Genomic DNA, 18693 nt, shown 5'->3' on the forward strand with positions numbered 1-18693 from the left:
TTTATTGTTTGTCCGCTTTTGGTTTAATTCGCTTGCAAATATAGGCGCAAAAATCGTCAATATGCCATTCTGTCCTATACCTTTATCCGATTTTAACACTTTGATTTTAACACTTAACGGCTATTAAGCCGTGCCGACCAGCTTTTTACATTCGTTTAAAAACTTGCAAAACTTGGGGAAGAATGGCCCGTTCTCAGAATTATTTGCTACTTTTGCAATCGGTAAGGCAGTGCCCCGGCTCTGTCGCCGGCATCCCTCGGGATGCGGGAGGAAAGTCCGGGCAGCACAAGGCGCTCCACTTCCGAAAATAGAAGCTATTGGTGACAGTAGGCGTAGGCAGAAGAGAATGACCGCCATCCCCCGCGGATGGCAAGGGTGAGAAGGTGGTGTAAGAGACCACCGGGCGGCGGGCGACCGTCGTGCCGTGCCGGCTGGAGGCTGCAAGTTCATGTAAACCATCGTCATGTCAGGGTTGCCTGCCCGAGCCACTTCGAGTGGAACGATGGAGGGTAGAACGCTTGAGGTGCAGGGCGACCTGCATCGTAGATAAATGATAGAGCTCCTTCTCAAGGAGGATACAGAACCCGGCTTATCAGGGCGCTGCCTTGCTTTTTTATCTTTTTCGTCATATAATAAAAGCCCTCGGCGGGAGTTTATAGGATATGAAAGATTTGCAACCCAACATTCTGGACGACTTCGAGCACCGCATTATCCGCACGATGGAGCGTCACGGCAACGAGCCCGACTTTCCCACGCTGGAGGCCAGCCACGTCACACGTGAGCAACTGGACAGCTACCTCTTCGATTATCAGTCCATTCTCGACAGCGAAGGGACGCAGCGCGCACAGCAGACTTTCTATGGCATCGTGGCTCTGGTACCGGTCATCGTAATCAGTGCTTTCCCGCTGGACAGCCTGCCTTGGCGCTCAGAGACCACGTCGCTGCTGGTGGGCATTGTCGTCGGCGTGGCCGTGGCCCTGTTGCTGAAAGGCGTGCGCGTGCTGCTGAAACGCCGCCGGCTGGGCCGGCTCAAGGCCGACAATCCCGAGGCGGCCGCCCTGACCGAGGCTATAGAACGGTGGGCATGAGCGGCGGTGCGGCCCGTCACCCGGAGACATCATGAACCCCTCATCATGAGACTACGTATGAATAAGATTGAATTACCCGACTTCATGGCCTACAAAAACAAGTTCACGGCCAATGGATTTGTAGAGAAAATATCGCGCGTGGCCAAGCGTGCCGGCGCCAAGTTTGTGTATGCGGCCCTGATACTCTTCTATACACTGGAGAGCGACAAGGTGTCGCTGAAAGAGAAAGCCATCATCATCGGTGCCTTGGGCTATCTCATCAGTCCGCTCGACGTGATGCCCGATGCCATCCCCATTGCGGGACTGAGCGATGATTTGGCCGTGCTCGTCTACGTGCTCCACAAGGTTTGGGGCGAGGTGTCGGAGGACGTGAAAGCCAAGGCGCGGGCCAAGCTCGCCCAATGGTTCGACGACGACGAGATCGAGGAAGCCGACCATCTCTTCGATCCAAATGCGGAATAACTTGAAGCTGCCTTTTGCGGCTTTATCTTCAATCATACTTATCCAATGAAAACACTTGTTGTACCGGCTCTTGCGACCGGACTGCCCGAGGTGGCCGGACTGCCGGAGCTCATGGACGGTGCCCGGCTGGCGTGGCAAACGATAGGCTGCGTCAACTGGCCGGAGTTCTCCTATTGTCCTGCGGTGAGGTTCCGTGTGGCCCGCACCGACCGTGCTATTCTGCTGCATTACCACATTGTCGAAGACAGCGTGAGGGCTGTTGCCCGGCATGATGACGAGCGTATCTGGGAGGATTCGTGCTGCGAGTTCTTCTGCCAGTCTGCAGAGGGTGGCATCTACTATAATATAGAGGTGAACTGTGCGGGCCGCATGCTCATCGGTGCCGGTGCAAGCCGCGAGGGGCGTACCCATGCCCCGCAGCACGTGCTCGACACCGTGGGCCGCTGGTCTTCGCTGGGCATGGAGCCGTTCGACGCGCGGCTGGCCCACACCGAGTGGGAGCTGGCCCTTGTCGTTCCCGCCTCTGCCTTTTTCTTGGGCGGGGTGTCGTTCGACGGCGGCACTCGTCTGAGGGCCAATTTCTACAAGTGTGGTGACCTGCTGCCCACGCCCCATTTTCTCTCTTGGAACCCCATTGCGGCCCCGGCCCCCGATTTCCACCGCCCCGACTGCTTCGGCGAGCTGATGCTCGAGTAGGCGCTTCGGAGCATCGTGCGGGGGCCTGCCAGAATGTGTCCAACTAAAAAACAGCAACAATGAATACAGACCGAACAAACGAAATCCTTTCACACTTCATCCTGAATGGCACACCCATTGCCGTGACAACCCTCGGCAGTGGACTCATCAACGACACTTTTAAGGTATCTACGGTCGAGAAAGACTGCCCCGACTACGTGCTCCAGCGCATCAATCATGCGGTCTTTACAGACGTAGCCCTGCTGCAGCACAACATCGAGGCCGTCACGGCCCATATCCGTGCCCGGTTGGAGGCGCGTGGGGAGAAAGACATTGACCGCAAGGTGCTGCACTTTGTCAGCACACGTGAGGGTGCCACCTGGCACCGTACCCCAGAGGGTGACTACTGGCGCGTGTCCGTTTTCATTCCCCGCACGCAGAGCTTCGATGCCGTCACGCCGCCCAATGCCTACGATGCGGGTAGCGCTTTCGGTGGGTTCGAGAGCATGCTGGCCGACTTGGACGAGCCGCTTGGCGAGACCATTCCCGACTTTCACAACATGAGGCTTCGCCTCGACCAGTTGCGCGATGCCGTGGCACGCGATGCCCATGGTCGGCTTGCCGGTGTGCGCACGCTCGTGGACAGTCTGTTGGCCCACGCCGAAGACATGTGTCTGGCCGAGCGGCTGCATGCCGCCGGACTCCTGCCCAAGCGTATTTGTCACTGCGACTCCAAGGTGGGCAACGTGCTCTTTGACGAGGGCGGCGGCGTGCTCTGCGTCATAGATCTTGATACCGTCATGCCGAGTTTCGTGTTCTCTGACTATGGAGACTTCCTGCGGACGGCTGCCAATGCCACCGTCGAGGACGACCCCGACGAGTCGCACGTGGCCCTGCGCTGGGATGTCATTGAGAGTTTCACCCGTGGCTACATTGAGTCCACGCGCTCTTTCCTGACGGCCACCGAGCGTACCCACCTGCCCTTTGCCATGGCCCTCTTCCCCTATATGCAGTGCGTGCGCTTCCTTGCCGACTATCTCAACGGCGATACCTACTACAAGACCACGCATCCCGGCCACAATCTTGAGCGTGCCCACAACCAGTTCCGTCTCTATCAGCTGGCCGAGGCGGGCATGCCACGCCTTTCAGCATTCATCAGCTCACTTTGAGCGAAGCCAGAGCATGCAGCTCATAACAAGACGCCCCCTGAAAGTCTAAGGAAGACTTTCAGGGGAGGCTTCTTTTTGTGTACAGTCCTGCGGCTGCATGCCAACCTAAAATTACTTGAAAAAGATCACCCCGTAGTCGTTGAACTGGTCGTCCAATACTCACAACTTGCCCATATCAGAGAAGTTGAAGCAGCACAACAAATGGGTCTTAGCTTCTATTGATGCTGTGTTCAGCCCAGATATTTCATCAGAATCTTCACGTGGCCGCTTTCGCGCAGCTTGGCAATGCTCTTCTCACGAATCTGTCGCACGCGTTCGCGCGTGAGTCCAAGCTGGTCGCCAATCTCCTCCAGTCCTAATTCGTTGCAGCCTATGCCGAAGCACTCGCGCAGGATAATCACCTCGCGCTCCTTGAGCACGCTCTCCAGTACCGTGTTCAATTCCTGGGCCATGCTCTCGTGATCTACGCTCTTGTCCGTGCGACTGTCGTCGCCGCTGGCCATCACGTCGACCATCGAATTGTCTTCACCTTCCTGAAACGGCGCGTCTATGCTCACATGGTGACCGTCGGCCATCATGCTCTGCCCAATCTTTTCCACCTCTATATTAGTGGCATCCGATATTTCCTGCATGCTTGGGTGCCTCTCGTGTACCTGCTCGAAGCGGTTGATTTCATGGTTGATTTTGCTCAGTGAACCCACTTGGTTGAGTGGTAGTCGCACGATGCGGCTCTGCTCGGCAATGGCCTGCAGGATGCTCTGCCGAATCCACCACACGGCGTAGGAGATAAATTTGAAGCCACGGGTCTCGTCAAACTTCTGTGCAGCTTTGATAAGCCCGATGTTGCCCTCGTCGATAAGGTCGGTGAGTGACAGCCCTTGATGTTGGTATTGTTTGGCTACAGACACTACGAAGCGCAAGTTAGCTGTGACAAGTTTTTCTTTGGCTTTTTCACCCTCGCGGCCGCCTTTCTTGATTTTCTGTGCCAAGTCTATCTCCTCATCAATTGTGATAAGAGGAGCCCGACCAATCTCTACCAGGTACTTGTCCAAAGCCTCGCTGGAGCGATTGGTGATGCTTTTCTGAATCTTTAATTGTCTCATTCTTACACACAAACATTTTAAACGCCCTGAGAGAAGCGTTTCTTATTATTCCTCCAAAATCGAAATAAAAATAAGTAAAATATCAATAGGTTGTTATTTCTCTATCTGTTATTTATGGATTAATAACGTTTATTGAATATTTTTCCAAACCCTTTGGCTGAGATAACTGGCTTATTCTTCGTAATTTTGCACTAATATGGCATTTACGGTTGAAAACATTATCTTTCTGGGTTCCGTCCTTATTTTTGTGAGTATCCTCATCAGCAAGACCGGTTACCGCTTTGGGGTTCCTACGCTGTTGCTCTTTCTATTCACGGGCATGGCCTTTGGCAGCGAGGGGCTGGGCATTGCATTCAATCAGGTGGCGGATGCTCAGTTCATCGGCATGCTTTCGCTCAGTGTGATTCTTTTCACTGGGGGTATGGATACCAAGATGCACGACGTGCACCCTATCTTGGCTCCCGGCGTATTGCTGGCCTCGCTTGGCGTGGTGCTTACGACGGCGCTGACTGGACTTTTTGTCTTTTTCCTCTCCCGGGCCACAGGTCTCGACATTCATTTGTCGCTGGTGCTTTCCATGCTTCTTGCCGCCACGATGTCGTCCACAGACTCGGCTTCGGTTTTCAACCTGCTGCGCACACAAGGCATCGGACTGAAGCATCGGCTTCGTCCCATCCTCGAACTGGAGAGTGGCAGCAATGATCCCATGGCCTATATGCTCACGCTGGCACTGGTTGAAGTAGCGGCTACAGGTGCCGAGTTTTCAACACTTCATCTGCTGGGCAACCTCCTGGTGCAGTTTTTCCTGGGCGGACTGCTGGGTTGGGGGCTCGGACGTGTCTGTTCGTGGGTGGTCAACCGCATCAACCTGCCTAATCCATCGCTCTATCCTGTGCTGTTGCTGAGCTTCATTCTCATCATCTACACATTCACAGACATGCTCCACGGCAACGGGTATCTGGCTGTCTACGTGGCTGGACTTGTGGTGGGAAACCGCCGTTTGTCATATCGTCGGGAGATGACCACTTTCATGGACGGGCTCACATGGTTGCTTCAAATCGTGATGTTTCTCACGCTGGGACTGCTTGTCAATCCCTCAGAGGTGTGGCAGATAGCCTATATCGGGCTGGCCATCGGACTGTTTATGATGCTGGTATCTCGCCCGCTGTCGGTCTTTATTTGCCTGCTTCCTTTCCGTCGGCTGCCCGTGCGGGCCAAGCTATTCCTTTCGTGGGTGGGCCTGCGTGGCGCGGTGCCTATCATCTTTGCTACCTATCCGATGATGGCTGGCCTTGAAGACGGCAATCTGCTGTTCAACATTGTATTCTTCATCACCCTGCTGTCGCTGTCGTTGCAGGGTACCACTATTTCGTGGGCGGCGCGGCGGCTGGGACTGGACTGCGAGCAGGAGAAGCCTGCAAGCGAATTTGGCATTGAGATTCCGGAGGAGTTGGGGCCGCAACTTAATGAGCAGGCCGTCACGCCCGAACTGTTGGTCCGTGGCGAACATCTGGCCGACGTAGGATTTCCCGAGGGGCATCTGGTGATGCTTGTCAAGCGTGGTGACAGCTTCATTGTTCCCAACGGACAACTTAAGCTCCATGTAGGCGACGTGCTGCTCACCATTTCCAAGTAGCTGCGGACAGGAAAACCATCTGCACGATAAAGCAAAGTGGGGAATGCACCTGCCCGCTTTGTTGGCGGTGCGGGCACATTCCCCATAAGTACATCCTTTTCTCCCTGTACGCAGGGCTATGACGAGACCTACTTACTATACAGGGCGACGATGGTCTCGTAGAGTTCTTGTTTGCCACTGATTTGACGGGGCTCACCGTTCTGCTTGGCATAATCTACAAGGTCTTCGAGACTCAACCGGCCCTCTTCAAAGGCCTTGCCCTGTCCCTCGTCAAAACTGGCATAGCGGTCGCGCAGCATCTGGGGCAGCTCGCTCTCGTCAAGGATGGCTGCTGCATTGAGCAGAGCACGGGCCATGGCATCCATGCCACTGATGTGGGCCAGGAAGATGTCTTCTGGATCGGTGGAGTTGCGGCGAATCTTGGCATCGAAGTTACTGCCGCCGTTGCCCAGTCCGCCGTTGCGGATAATCTGCATCATGGCTTGTGTGAGCTCGAAGTTGTCGATGGGGAACTGGTCGGTATCCCAGCCATTCTGCGCATCACCGCGGTTGGCATCAATGCTGCCCAGCATGCCGTTGTCCACAGCCACAGCCAGTTCGTGCTCGAAAGTGTGACCCGCCAATGTGGCATGATTCACCTCGATGTTTACTTTGAAGTCTTTGTCGAGGCCGTTGGCGCGCAGGAATCCGATGACGGTCTCCGTGTCCACGTCGTATTGGTGCTTGGTGGGCTCGCATGGCTTAGGCTCGATGAGGAACGTGCCCTTGAAGCCCTGGGCGCGTGCATAGTCGCGAGCAGCGGTGAGCATGCGGGCCAGATGATTCTTCTCACGCTGCATCTGGGTGTTGAGCAGACTCATGTATCCTTCGCGGCCACCCCAGAACACATAGTTCTGACCGCCGAGTTTGATGGTAGCATCAATTGCATTCTTGATTTGTACGGCGGCGCGGGCCACGACATCAAAGTTGGGATTGGTGGCTGCCCCATTCATATAACGCTTGTCACTGAAGACGTTGGCCGTGCCCCAAAGCAGTTTTTTTGTGGGGTCGGCAGCCATCTTTTCTTTCAGATAGTCGGTGACGGCAGCCATGTTGGCTTCATAGCGGTCGATGTCGTCGTCGGGGTCTACGAGGTCGACGTCATGGAAACAGAAATATTCGATGCCCAGTTTGGTCATGATTTCAAAGCCGGCATCCACCTTATCCTTGGCACGCTGCACAGGGTTAGCATCGGCATCCCAGGCATAGTTGCGGGTCTGCCCGCCAAACTGATCGCCACTGGCCTGTCCCAGCGTATGCCACCAAGCCATGGCAAACTTGAGCCAGTCTTTCATTTTTTTGCCTTTGACTACGCGTTCGGGCTCGTAGTAGTGGAAAGCCATGGGGGTCTTGCTCTCGGTACCCTCAAATGGAATCTTGCCAATTTCGGGGAAATACTCTTTTGTCATAGTTGTTTTTATTTTTAGTTAAAAGAAAGATTCGTTGGCCAATACAGCTTTCCAACGCTCGTAAGCCTCATGATATTGTGCGGCTTTATGGCTGTCGGGCTCGATGACGGCCATTCGTTGTAGGGTAGAGAAAGCCTCGTTGTGGTCTCTGTAGATGCCACAGCCCATGCCTGCACCCCGGGCTGCACCAGCTGATCCATCGGTCTCGTAGAGCTCGATGGCAGCCCCGCTGGTGGCAGCCAGCGCATCGCGAAAGATAGGACTTAAGAACATGTTGGCCCGCCCGGCGTGGATTTTGCGGATGTCCATGCCCATCTGGCGCATCACTTCCATGCCGTAGCAGAACGAGAAGACGATGCCCTCCTGGGCGGCACGCACTACATGAGCCCTCGTGTGGCGGTTGAAATCGAGGCCGTGGATGGAGCAATCTGTTTTGCGGTTCTCAAGCACACGCTCGGTGCCGTTACCAAAAGGTATGATACTCACACCCTCGCTGCCCACCGGCACGGTGGCGGCCAAGGCATTCATATCGGTATAGTCCAGATCGGGGGTCACATTACGGTGGGTCCAGGCGTTGAGGATACCTGTACCATTGATGCAGAGCAGCACGCCTAGACGCGTTACATCTGGGCTATAGTTGACATGGGCAAAGGTGTTGACGCGGCTTTTGGAATCGTAACCCGTTTCGCCCAGCACGCCATAGACTACACCGGAGGTGCCGGCCGTGGATGCTATCTCGCCGGGATTGAACACGTTGAGCGAAAGCGCATTGTTGGGTTGGTCTCCGGCACGGTAAGATACGGGGGTGCCCTCGCAGAGCCCCAGTTCGTCGGCAACCTCGCGGCTTACGCTGCACTGCACGGCAAAAGTCGGAACCACAGTGGGCAGCAGTGAGGAAGATATACCATAATAGTCGAGTAGGAACTGGGCGGGTCTCCGATCGGCAAAGTCCCAAAACATGCCTTCGCTGAGGCCGCTGATGGTAGTGTTGACCTCGCCGGTGAGCCTCATGGCCATGTAGTCACCGGGCAGCATCACTTTGTCGATACGGGCATAGATGTCGGGTTCGTTCTCCTTGACCCATGCCAGTTTGGCGGCAGTGAAGTTGCCTGGCGAGTTGAGCAAGTGTCCCAGACAGCGGTCGCTGCCCAAATCACGGAATGCACGCTCGCCATAGGGCACGGCACGTGAGTCGCACCAGATGATGGCATCGCGCAGCACGCGTTGGTTCCGGTCTACGCATACCAACCCGTGCATTTGATAAGAGATGCCGATGGCTTTCACGTCTTTGCCACGGGCTCCGGTCTGTGCCATAACTTTCTTGAGAGCCAGACAAGCATTAGTCCACCACATGTGTGGGTCTTGTTCTGCCCATCCGGCTTTGACGGCCTTGATGGGAGCCTCATGCTCGGGAAAGAAAGCCGTGGCGGCCGTGGCACCCGTCTCTGTATCGACGAGGGAAGCTTTGACACTGCTCGACCCGATGTCGAAGCCCAGAAGATATTGCCGGTTGTTCATGGTTGTGGTTTTTAAATGGAGATTGGTTTCTGGGGGCAAAGATAAGCAAAATATCCTAATAGTATTGTTTTGTAGCTTTTCTTTTTGTGGCTGTCTTTTTTCCAAATGTCTCAAAAGACTACTGATGTTCAATGGCGGTTGCGTATCTATAACATAAGGAGACGTTAAGGAAAAAGGCTCTGTGAGGAATCGGCTACCTTTGTTGTCGCTAAAACCAAGGCAGTACAACCAAGGCTGCTCATACGAATATACCGACATGAAGAAAACTATCGCGCTACTTCTTGCCTTGCTGGCCTGCACCTTGGCCATGGGACAGCAGCAGTTCTCCAATCCTGTGTTGTGGGCGGACGTGCCTGATCCGGATGTCATTCGGGTAGACAGTGACTTCTATATGGTCACCACTACGATGCATCTCATGCCAGGGGGCCCCATCATGAAATCGCGTGATTTGGTGAACTGGACTACTGTGGGCTATCTCTTCGACAGGTTGACGGACTCGCCTAAATATAATATGGTGGGCGGAACGGTGTATGGACGGGGACAGTGGGCCACGTCGCTGAAGTATTACAATGGGCGGTTCTATGCCTTATTCTCGCCCAATGACCAGCCAGGTGGAGAGACCTATATCTTGACGGCCGAGCGTGCCGAGGGGCCTTGGCATCAGGTGAGCCGGTTGCCCCACTTTCATGATGCTACGCTCTTTTTCGATGACGACGGCCGTGCATATGTGTTCTATGCCACGGGAGACATGGTGGAGCTGACGACCGATCTGCGGTCAGTGAAGCCCAATTCACACGTGCGTCTATTCGAGCGTGACGGAGAGGAGGACAACCTGCTTGAGGGTTCGCGTGTGGTGAAGCACGAGGGACGTTACTATCTGTTGATGATTTCCTGGCCCAAGGGCCGGGTTCGCCGCGAGGTGTGCTATCGGGCTGACTATATCCGAGGCCCTTATGAAAAGCGCACGGTACTTGACACCTCGTTTGGCGGATTCGGAGGCGTGGGACAGGGCACCATTGTCGATACGCCCGATGGGCGATGGTATGGCATGATATTTCAGGATCGCGGCGGAGTGGGACGCGTGATGACACTCGTGCCCTGCCGTTGGGAACAGGGTTGGCCGCTGTTGGGAGACAGTCTTGGACGGGTGCCCGAGGTGATGGATAAACCCGTACAGGGCTATACCGACGGACGGATTGCCGGCAGCGATACTTTCGACGGCCCGACGCTGGGGCTTGACTGGCAGTGGAACCATAATCCAGTGGACACGGCCTGGTCGCTCTCCGAGCGGCCGGGGTGGTTGCGGTTAAAGACTTCGCGCTTGTCCGAAAATCTCTTTGTGGCACCCAACACCATCAGCCAACGGCTGGAGGGGCCGGGTTGTGAGGCTGCGGTAAGGATGGATGTGTCTCAGATGTGTGAAGGTGACGTGGCTGGTCTCTCCGTGTTTCAGAGTGATGCCGCCCTGTTGGCCATAGAGAAGACAGCGACAGGTTGGGAACTGGTGGGCAGTAGGCAGTCGGTGAAGATGGAAGCCAAAGACCATCGGGTGACCGGCGTGCAGCGTGAAGACGATATGCGGGTGCCTTTGGACAGCCCCCTTGTATGGCTCAGACTTCAGGCAGATTTTACCTTGGGACAGGATTTGGCCCGATTGCAATACAGTACCGACGGGCAGACATGGCACACGGCCATAGACCGTTTCAAGATGCAGTTTGATTATCGTCGGTTCTTCATGGGAACACGCGCAGCCATCTTTAATTTCGCCACTCGGCAAGTAGGTGGGTTTGTAGACGTGGATACCTTTGAATACAGTCGGAACAATGGTTTTGAGACAAAATGAAAAAGATATGAAACACTGGGAGAAACGATGAGACATGTACGAAAGGGATGTGAACCCAACGGATAGGGCTTTGAACGAAATCTCCATACCTTTGCACTGCCTCTAAACCAAAATATCACCCATAAACGAATCATCAAATCACAAGTATATCATGACAACTAAACAATCTTTGAAGCGGAAGCTGAGGAGAGTCTTGGCCAGGGTCTCTAGAATGAGTCTGCTACTGGCAACATGTAGCCTGGGCGGGGTGTCGTGTTCGCAGTACGACCTTGACACAAGGATGCCCTCCTGGCTGGGGCAGTCTATCTATGATTATCTGAAGGATGCCGGCAATTATACCTATACGGTACGGATGATCGACGATTTGGGCTATGCCGAGGTTTTGGCCCGCACGGGGTCGAAAACTCTCTTTGTGGCCGACGATGCCGCCTTCGATCGCTTTTTTCAGAACAACAGTTTTGGAGTGAAGAGTTATGACGCACTCACTGTCTCGCAGAAGAAGATGTTACTCTACGGTGCGATGATTAACAACAGCTTCCAGATCAATAACCTCTCCAGTACCGAGGGGCCTGTAGAGGGCGACTGCATGCGGCGGCTGTCATCAGGGACGGTGTACGACAGCGTCCCCGTGCTAAAGACAGCTGACATGCCCAACAATCCTTATTGGTCTCGTTATCGTGAATTGGGGCAGGTGGTGTGTCTGGAAGACATGTCGGCAGTGCCAATGATTCACTTCATTGAGCGGCATTTGGTGAACAACAATATTACCAACGAAGACTATAATTTCATCTACAACAACACGACCCGTCGGCAAAGTGGCGATGCGAGTGTGAACGGTGTACAGATCGCAGAGCAGAACATCAAGTGCTCCAACGGATTCGTTCACAAGGTGCAGGATGTGATGACACCATTGAAGAATATGGCCGAACTTATTCGAAGCAAGAGCCAAGTGTCGGAATTCAATGCGTTGCTGGAGCGGTTTTGTGCACCTTATTATAGTCAGGCGGCCACGGAAAACTACAATCGCCTCTATAATCAGAGTGTGGATTCCGTATTCCAAAAGCGCTTCTTCTCGGTGAAGAGCCAGCAGGGGCAGCCCGTCAATGTCTCGCCCGACAATGGTCCGGTGGAGCAGTTGAAGTTCGACCCCGAGTGGAATACCTACTATTCCGGTGAAGCCACCAGCTCGTCGCAGAGCGTGGCTCTGGAGCAGGACATGGGGCTGATGATGGTGCCCAGCAATGCGGCCATGACCGACTACTGGAACCATGGAGCCGGCCGTGTGCTGAAAGACTACTATGGATCGTGGGAACGCGTGCCCGATTATGTGGTGGCCGAACTCATCAACAACAATATGATTTCATCATTCGTGTCGAGCGTGCCGAGCAAGTTTGGTAGCATTATGAACGATGCCAACGACCCTATGGGCGTGAAACGGAGTGATGTGGACAGCGTGTGGCTGGGCTGCAATGGTGCCGTTTATCTTACTAATAAGGTGTTTTCGCCGACCACCTACGTAAGCGTACTGTTCCCGGCTTTCATCAATCAGACCATGAACATCATGCGTTGGGGTGTGTACAAGTGCCAGTACAATGTCTATCTGAACTCGCTGAACTCCACCTATAGCTTCTTCATCCCCAACAACAAGTCACTGTTGGAGTATGTAGACCCTTGTTCCTATGGCAAGAGTTCGACGCAACTCTTCAGATTCCACTACGACGGGTCGAAGCCGGACGACAACGACCGCGTGTGGGCCAGCATCTGGAACTATGACACACTGACCGGCGAGGTGGGCGACTCCATCGGGCGCGCTTCCTACGAGCAGGTGGTGGATCGGTTGCAGGATATTCTTGAAAACCACATTGTGGTGGGCGACGTGACCGACGGCCACACTTACTACCGCACGATGGGAGGCTCTGAAATCAGGGTGGACCATGTTGCGGCCGGAAAAAACGGTATGACCGTATCGGGCAGCTGGCAAGTGAATGAAGGCGAGGGTACGGCCGTGAACGACATCTATGACCAACAAAACGGCCGTAGTTATGTGCTCAACAATCAGCCCATCATGTGTACCCGCATGACGGTGCGCGACATTCTGTCCCAGCATGACGAGTACAGCAAGTTTCTGGAGCTGATGGATGGCAGCGGACTTTTCGAGACTATTCACAATGGGCGCAATGCCTGCGGAGGCACGAACATCAGTGTGTTCAACACCTATCACTATACGGTGTATGTGCCAACCAACAAATCCCTCGAGGAGCTCATCGCCAGTGGCAAGCTGCCCACATGGCAGGACGTGGAAGCCGATGAGGCTGCGGGCAACATGGGCAAGAAGACTGCCGACTCGACAGCTATCGTAAACTTCCTGCGCTATCATATTCAGGACAATGCCATCTTTATCGGAGCACAGGCCATGAGTGGCGATTACGAAACGGCCTCTTTCGACCCCACAAACGACAGTTTCTACAAGCTGCACGTCAATTCCGATGCCAACGGCATCACGGTGACCGATGCCCGGGGCAACAAGCGCCACGTGCTCACCTCCAACGGCAAGCTCTACAACCGTATGGCCAAGGAGTATCAGTATAACAGCAGCGATGCCGCACGTGCCACACAGATAGAGACCAGCTCTTCGGCCGTGGTGCATCTCATCGACGGCCCGCTATTCTATGCAAAATAAATATAATCGAGATATGAAAAGGACAAGCATTCAACGAATATCCGCACTTGCCATGGCAGGCCTGCTGTCATTGGGACAAATGAATGCTCAGGAGGCGGGCCAGATTGTCACCGGTACAGTGAATGACAGTTTCGGCCCGGTGATGCTGGCCAATGTGGTAGAGATAGATGCTTCGAAGCGTATCGTATCGTCTACGCAAACCGACATCAACGGTAACTTCTCGCTGAAAATTCAGAATCCCAAAAACAGGCTGCGCATCTCTTTTGTCGGAACCAAGACACAGACGCTGGAACTGAACAAGACCGAATACATTGTGGTGCTGGAAGACGAGAAGACCATTCCCGAGGTGGTGGTGAGTGCCCGTCGGCGTTCCGGCGGCTCTGGGTTGAACATCCCTGTGGACGAAATTTCTACAGCCCAGCAGTCTATTAGTGCCAAGGAATTTGAGGGACTGGGCGTGAGCACCATCGACGAGGCTCTGCAAGGACGTATTGCCGGCCTTGACATTGTGGCCAATTCGGGCAATTTGGGAGCGGGCACGTCCATGCGTCTGCGTGGTGTGAGTTCGGTCAACATGAGCGGCGAACCCCTGATAGTGGTCGACGGCAACGTGTGGGAGACCGACAGCAAGTTTGATGTGAACGGAGCCAATGATGAGAAATTTGCCGAGCTGCTCAACGTGAATCCCGAGGACATCGAGAACATCTCTGTGCTCAAGGATGCCGCAGCTACGGCCATCTGGGGCTCGCAGGGGGCCAATGGTGTGATTGAAATCAAGACCAAACGGGGTGCACGTGGCCGTACCCAAGTGACCTATAGCTATCGGCTGACAGGAACCTACCAGCCCGAAGGCTATAAAATGCTTACCGGCGACCAGTACACCATGCTGATGAAAGAGGCCTACTTCAATCCCAAACTGAGCGATGCTGCCAGCAATATCGTGGAGTTCAACTATGATCCCAGCTATTCGGAGTACGAGATGTATAACAACAATACCGACTGGGTGAAAGCCGTGAAGCAGACAGGCTGGCAACAGCAACACTATGTGTCGCTGGCCGGTGGCGGCGAGAAGGCCAACTTCCGCGTGACGGCCGGTTACGATCACCAGTCGGGCAGTATCATCAAGCAGTTGCTCAATCGTTTCACGTCGCGTGTGGCACTGGACTATTTTGTGAGCGACCGCATCAAAATTCAGACCAACATCGCCTTTACCTATACGAGCAATGACCGTAATTATACCGACCTGCTGGCCATTTCGTACAAGCGCATGCCCAATCTTTCCATCTTCGAGCAAGACAGACAGGGCCGCAACCTCGACACCTATTATCATATATTGCCGACGGTGAGCTCAGAACTGAACAATCTGGTGGGCCAGTTCAATCCGGTAGCCATTGCCAATCTGGCCACCAACCGCGAATCAAGCTACAACATCGAGCCGGAGTTCAAGATCAACTATGAGTTGCTCGGCACCAATGAGAACAAGAGCCGGCTCACCTACGAGGGCAAAGTCGTTTTCAATATCTTCAACAAATACAACGATACTTTCCTGCCGGCAGCCATGAATACGCGTGGATGGAGCAACAAAAACCAGAATCTCTCGACTGCCGTTTCCAATAAGAGTCTGGGTATTACCACGACGCACACAATGACCTACACGCCGCATTTCAGCAATCGGGACCACTCGCTGATGGTGATGCTTCGCGGTCAGATGACCGACGGCAACAGCAATGCCCAGACTACAGGCGAGTATGGACTGCCCACAGGAACCATCACCGACACCGGGGCGGCCGGCATCATCAGTCAGTTCAACACCTCGGCCGGTCGTTGGCGCAGTGTCTACTTCACGTTCTCGGCCCACTATGCTTACAAGGGCCGCTACATGGCCGATCTCTCCGTGCGTCGTGACGGTTCCACGAAATTTGGCCCGTCGCAGCGATGGGGCAACTTTCCGGCACTGTCCATCAGATGGAACATCAGCAAGGAGCCATGGTTCAAGAAGTCGATGCCTTGGTTCAGCATGCTGTCGCTTCGTCCTGGATGGGGCATTGTGGGCAACCAGCCCAATGGCGAATACCTTTATCTAAGCAAGTACACCAACGGCCAAGGCTATCTAGGCGAAGGCTCCGTCTACCCCAGCAATATTCAGCTGAAGAACTTGAAGTGGGAGCAGAAGGAGACCTACAACCTCGGTCTGGACTTCGGTTTCTTCAACGACAAGATTAGTGGCAACGTGGAGTTCTATGTACAGAACACCAGTGATCTACTGATGGTCAACCGCGGCATTCCGCACTCTTCGGGTTTCACGGCCCTGTCTTATCAGAATGTGGGCAACATGAAGAATGTGGGTTGGGAGTTCAATGTCAATGGCAACAAGATTGTAAAAGCCGGTCCTTTCTCTCTGGACTTCAACATTACGTTTGCCAACAACAGGAACAAGATTACGAAGATGGACGAGACGGTGCTCAACAATATGAACAAGGAGTTCAACTATCGCAACGGTTCTTATCTCACACACGTGGAGTTGAACCGGGCCTTCGGCTCCATCTACGGATTCCGTTACAAAGGTGTTTACCAGTACACCGACTATACTCGGGACGAAGTGAGTGGCGTAAGTGGCCCCAATGCACCTGTGGTACGCGATGTCTACGGCAATGTGGTGCTCGACGAGAAAGGACAGACCAAGCCCATGACTTTCGGCTACGGCACCAACTCGCAGTATGAGTTCAGGGGTGGTGACGCTATGTATGAAGACATCAACCACGACGGTACCATCAATGAACTGGACATTATCTACTTGGGTTCGTCGCTGCCGAAGATTACAGGTGGCTTTGGATTTAAGATCAATGTCGGCCGTTTCACTTGGAACAACCAATTCAATTTCCGTTGGGGCAACAAGATCATCAACATGGCCCGCATGAATGCCGAGAACATGTACAGCAACGACAACCAGAGCCGGGCCGTGGACTGGCGTTGGCGTGTGGAGGGCGACATGACCGATGTACCGCGTGCCCTGTATCAGAGCGGTTACAACTGGCTGGGCAGCGACAGGTTCGTCGAGGATGGATCGTTTCTCCGACTGAACTACAGCCAAGTGTCCTACAGTTTCTCGTCCAAGACCTTGAGACGTATCGGACTCTCCCGTCTGAGTTTCTATGTCTCGGCCAACAACCTGTTTTGCCTGACCAGGTACAGCGGTGCCGACCCAGAAGTGAACTATGGCAGCTACGGCATCGTCTACGACAATGCGCAGACCCCCCGGGCACGTTCGTTCACCGGTGGCATCACCATTGGACTCTAAACCTTACAAATGCAATAAGACAATCTATAAGATATGAAAGCATTATCGATAGTTCAATCCATCAACAAGCGTCTTGGCGGCCTGCGGACCATGCCGGCAAGGGTGCTGGTGGCTGGCTTGTCGGCACTGGGGCTGACCTCGTGCAACTCTTTCCTCGACACATTGCCGCTCAATGATGTTGTGCTGGAAAACTTCTGGACGCAGAAGTCAGACGTGACCAGTGTGCTCAACAGTTGCTATGAGTCGTTGGAGAGCAACGACTGCTTGACGCGCATGGGCTTATGGGGCGAGGTGCGTTCCGATAACATGACGGCCGGCTCGGCGCCGAACGCCCAACTGACCGACCTGCTGAAGGAGAATCTTCTGCCTACCAACAGCTACACCGACTGGCTCTCTTTCTATCAGACCATCAACCGCTGCAACACCGTGTGCTACTATGCCCCCTTGGTACAGGCCAAGGACCCCAACTATACGCTGGCCGAGATGCGTGCCAACATTGCCGAGGCAAGTGCCATCCGCGCCTTGTGCTATTTCTATCTCATCCGTACTTTCCGCGATGTGCCCTATAGCACACGGCCGAGCATTGACGACACGGGCGTGTATCAGCTTCCTGCATCCAAGTTCGGTGTGGTGCTCGACTCCCTGATAGCCGATCTGGAGAGTGTCAAGGACTACGCCGTGCGCCGGTACTACACCGACGACAATGTCAAGGCCTACTACAACTCGTCCAGGATTACGCGCTGGGCCGTCTATGCGCTGCTCGCCGACATGTATCTGTGGAGGGGCGATTGGGACAAGTGCATAGACTGTTGCGACCAGATACTGGCCTACAAGCGCCGGCAGTATGACGACATGCGCAGTGAGGATGCCGGCAAGGTGTCTGACCTTTATCTCTTCAACGGCTATCCTTTACTAATGGAAAGGCCTACGGGAAGCGTGCTTTCGGGCAGCGCTTACGGTGCAATCTTCGGGCGAGGAAGCTGTTTTGAGAGCGTGTTTGAGCTGTATTTCAACGAGAATCAGGCCGTAAACAACAACTGGATACGGAACTTTTATGGCAGCAGCTCCACGATGATCGGCCAGCTGAGTGCCCCCGACTTCCTCTATAAGGATGCGGCCATCGGCAACAACAAGCTCTTCACCCACAACGATTGCCGGGTGTATGAGAACATGCAGCATGTGTCGTCGCGCTATGCCATTACCAAATACGTGCGTCAGTCAGTGTCGATGAATACCAATAATGTCACCGGCGAGGCCGACCTGCGCCTGAGTTTCTCGCGCCGCAGCAACGCTTACAGCAACTGGATCGTTTATCGCATGACCGACATCATGCTGATGAAAGCCGAGGCTGAGGTACAGAAAGGCGAGGCCCATTTTGCCAAGGCCTTCTCGTTGGTCAATGCCGTGAACAAGCGTGCCAAGAATGCTTATACCTCCAGTGTGACGGATACGCTTGTGGCCGGCAACTACCAGAGTCGGCAGCAGATGGAAGAACTGGTGCTCGACGAGCGTCAGCGCGAACTGATGTTCGAGGGCAAGCGCTGGTTCGACTTGGTGCGCATGGCACGTCGCGACGGCGACACGCGTCGGCTGGTGAGCTATGTTGTCAATAAGTATGTGGACAACGTGAATGCCATCCGCATCAAGCTCGCCGACCCGAACATTATTTATTGGCCTTACTATGAGGATGAAATCAAGATGAATCCGCGCCTCGTCCAGAATTCGGCCTACAATACGGGCGACAATTCCCAGTTGTCTCACTAATAGAAGTTT

General features: G+C 54.2%; 12 protein-coding genes and 1 other RNA gene. 10 read left to right on the forward strand and 3 right to left on the reverse strand.

The window, feature by feature from the left end; genetic code table 11:
- Positions 1-226 precede the first annotated feature (226 nt).
- The 5 genes from rnpB to L888_RS0107580 all read left to right on the forward strand — a co-directional run bounded on the left by rnpB (position 227) and on the right by L888_RS0107580 (position 3394).
- Positions 227-608: RNase P RNA component class A (rnpB, locus tag L888_RS13845), an RNA gene on the forward strand.
- 54 nt (positions 609-662) lie between these two features.
- Entirely contained in the window at positions 663-1088 is a 426-nt protein-coding gene (locus tag L888_RS0107565) for a hypothetical protein (RefSeq protein WP_005846625.1), read from the forward strand.
- 57 nt (positions 1089-1145) lie between these two features.
- Positions 1146-1550 (forward strand): YkvA family protein, encoded by a 405-nt coding sequence (locus L888_RS0107570; RefSeq protein ID WP_005846624.1) that lies wholly within the window; start codon positions 1146-1148, stop codon positions 1548-1550.
- 45 nt (positions 1551-1595) lie between these two features.
- A complete protein-coding gene (locus tag L888_RS0107575; RefSeq protein WP_027952457.1) occupies positions 1596-2246 on the forward strand; it encodes a carbohydrate-binding family 9-like protein in 651 nt (216 codons plus the stop codon).
- Between the two features lie 59 nt (positions 2247-2305).
- Positions 2306-3394, forward strand: coding sequence for a phosphotransferase enzyme family protein (locus L888_RS0107580; RefSeq protein ID WP_027952458.1), 1089 nt, complete (start codon positions 2306-2308; stop codon positions 3392-3394).
- 230 nt (positions 3395-3624) lie between these two features.
- On the opposite strand, the gene L888_RS0107585 is transcribed toward L888_RS0107580, so the two are convergent.
- A complete protein-coding gene (locus tag L888_RS0107585; RefSeq protein ID WP_005846618.1) occupies positions 3625-4497 on the reverse strand; it encodes a sigma-70 family RNA polymerase sigma factor in 873 nt (290 codons plus the stop codon).
- Between the two features lie 196 nt (positions 4498-4693).
- On the opposite strand from L888_RS0107585, the gene L888_RS0107590 reads away from it, so the two are divergent.
- Complete coding sequence (locus tag L888_RS0107590; RefSeq protein ID WP_027952459.1) at positions 4694-6133, forward strand: potassium/proton antiporter; 1440 nt, start codon at positions 4694-4696, stop codon at positions 6131-6133.
- Between the two features lie 128 nt (positions 6134-6261).
- Here the strand turns inward: L888_RS0107590 and xylA are convergent, their stop codons facing one another.
- Positions 6262-7581: a xylose isomerase gene (gene xylA / locus L888_RS0107595; RefSeq protein WP_027952460.1), complete on the reverse strand. Its 1320-nt coding sequence runs from the start codon at positions 7579-7581 to the stop codon at positions 6262-6264.
- An 18-nt stretch (positions 7582-7599) separates the two neighbouring features.
- The gene (locus L888_RS0107600; protein ID WP_027952461.1) at positions 7600-9099 is read right to left on the reverse strand and encodes a xylulokinase; all 1500 of its coding nucleotides are present in this window, start codon (positions 9097-9099) and stop codon (positions 7600-7602) included.
- Between the two features lie 256 nt (positions 9100-9355).
- Between L888_RS0107600 and L888_RS0107605 the strand changes: the two genes are divergently transcribed.
- The 4 genes from L888_RS0107605 (at position 9356) to L888_RS0107620 (ending at position 18684) form a co-directional block, all read left to right on the forward strand.
- Positions 9356-10942, forward strand: coding sequence for a glycoside hydrolase family 43 protein (locus tag L888_RS0107605; protein WP_027952462.1), 1587 nt, complete (start codon positions 9356-9358; stop codon positions 10940-10942).
- Between the two features lie 211 nt (positions 10943-11153).
- The gene (locus L888_RS0107610) at positions 11154-13622 is read left to right on the forward strand and encodes a fasciclin domain-containing protein (RefSeq protein WP_044248961.1); all 2469 of its coding nucleotides are present in this window, start codon (positions 11154-11156) and stop codon (positions 13620-13622) included.
- A gap of 13 nt (positions 13623-13635) precedes the next feature.
- The gene (locus L888_RS0107615) at positions 13636-16920 is read left to right on the forward strand and encodes a SusC/RagA family TonB-linked outer membrane protein (RefSeq protein WP_027952464.1); all 3285 of its coding nucleotides are present in this window, start codon (positions 13636-13638) and stop codon (positions 16918-16920) included.
- Between the two features lie 33 nt (positions 16921-16953).
- The gene (locus L888_RS0107620) at positions 16954-18684 is read left to right on the forward strand and encodes a RagB/SusD family nutrient uptake outer membrane protein (protein WP_052323290.1); all 1731 of its coding nucleotides are present in this window, start codon (positions 16954-16956) and stop codon (positions 18682-18684) included.
- Positions 18685-18693: the final 9 nt, after the last annotated feature.

It is taken from the genome of Hallella seregens ATCC 51272 (assembly GCF_000518545.1).
Taxonomy (GTDB): Bacteria; Bacteroidota; Bacteroidia; order Bacteroidales; family Bacteroidaceae; genus Prevotella; species Prevotella seregens.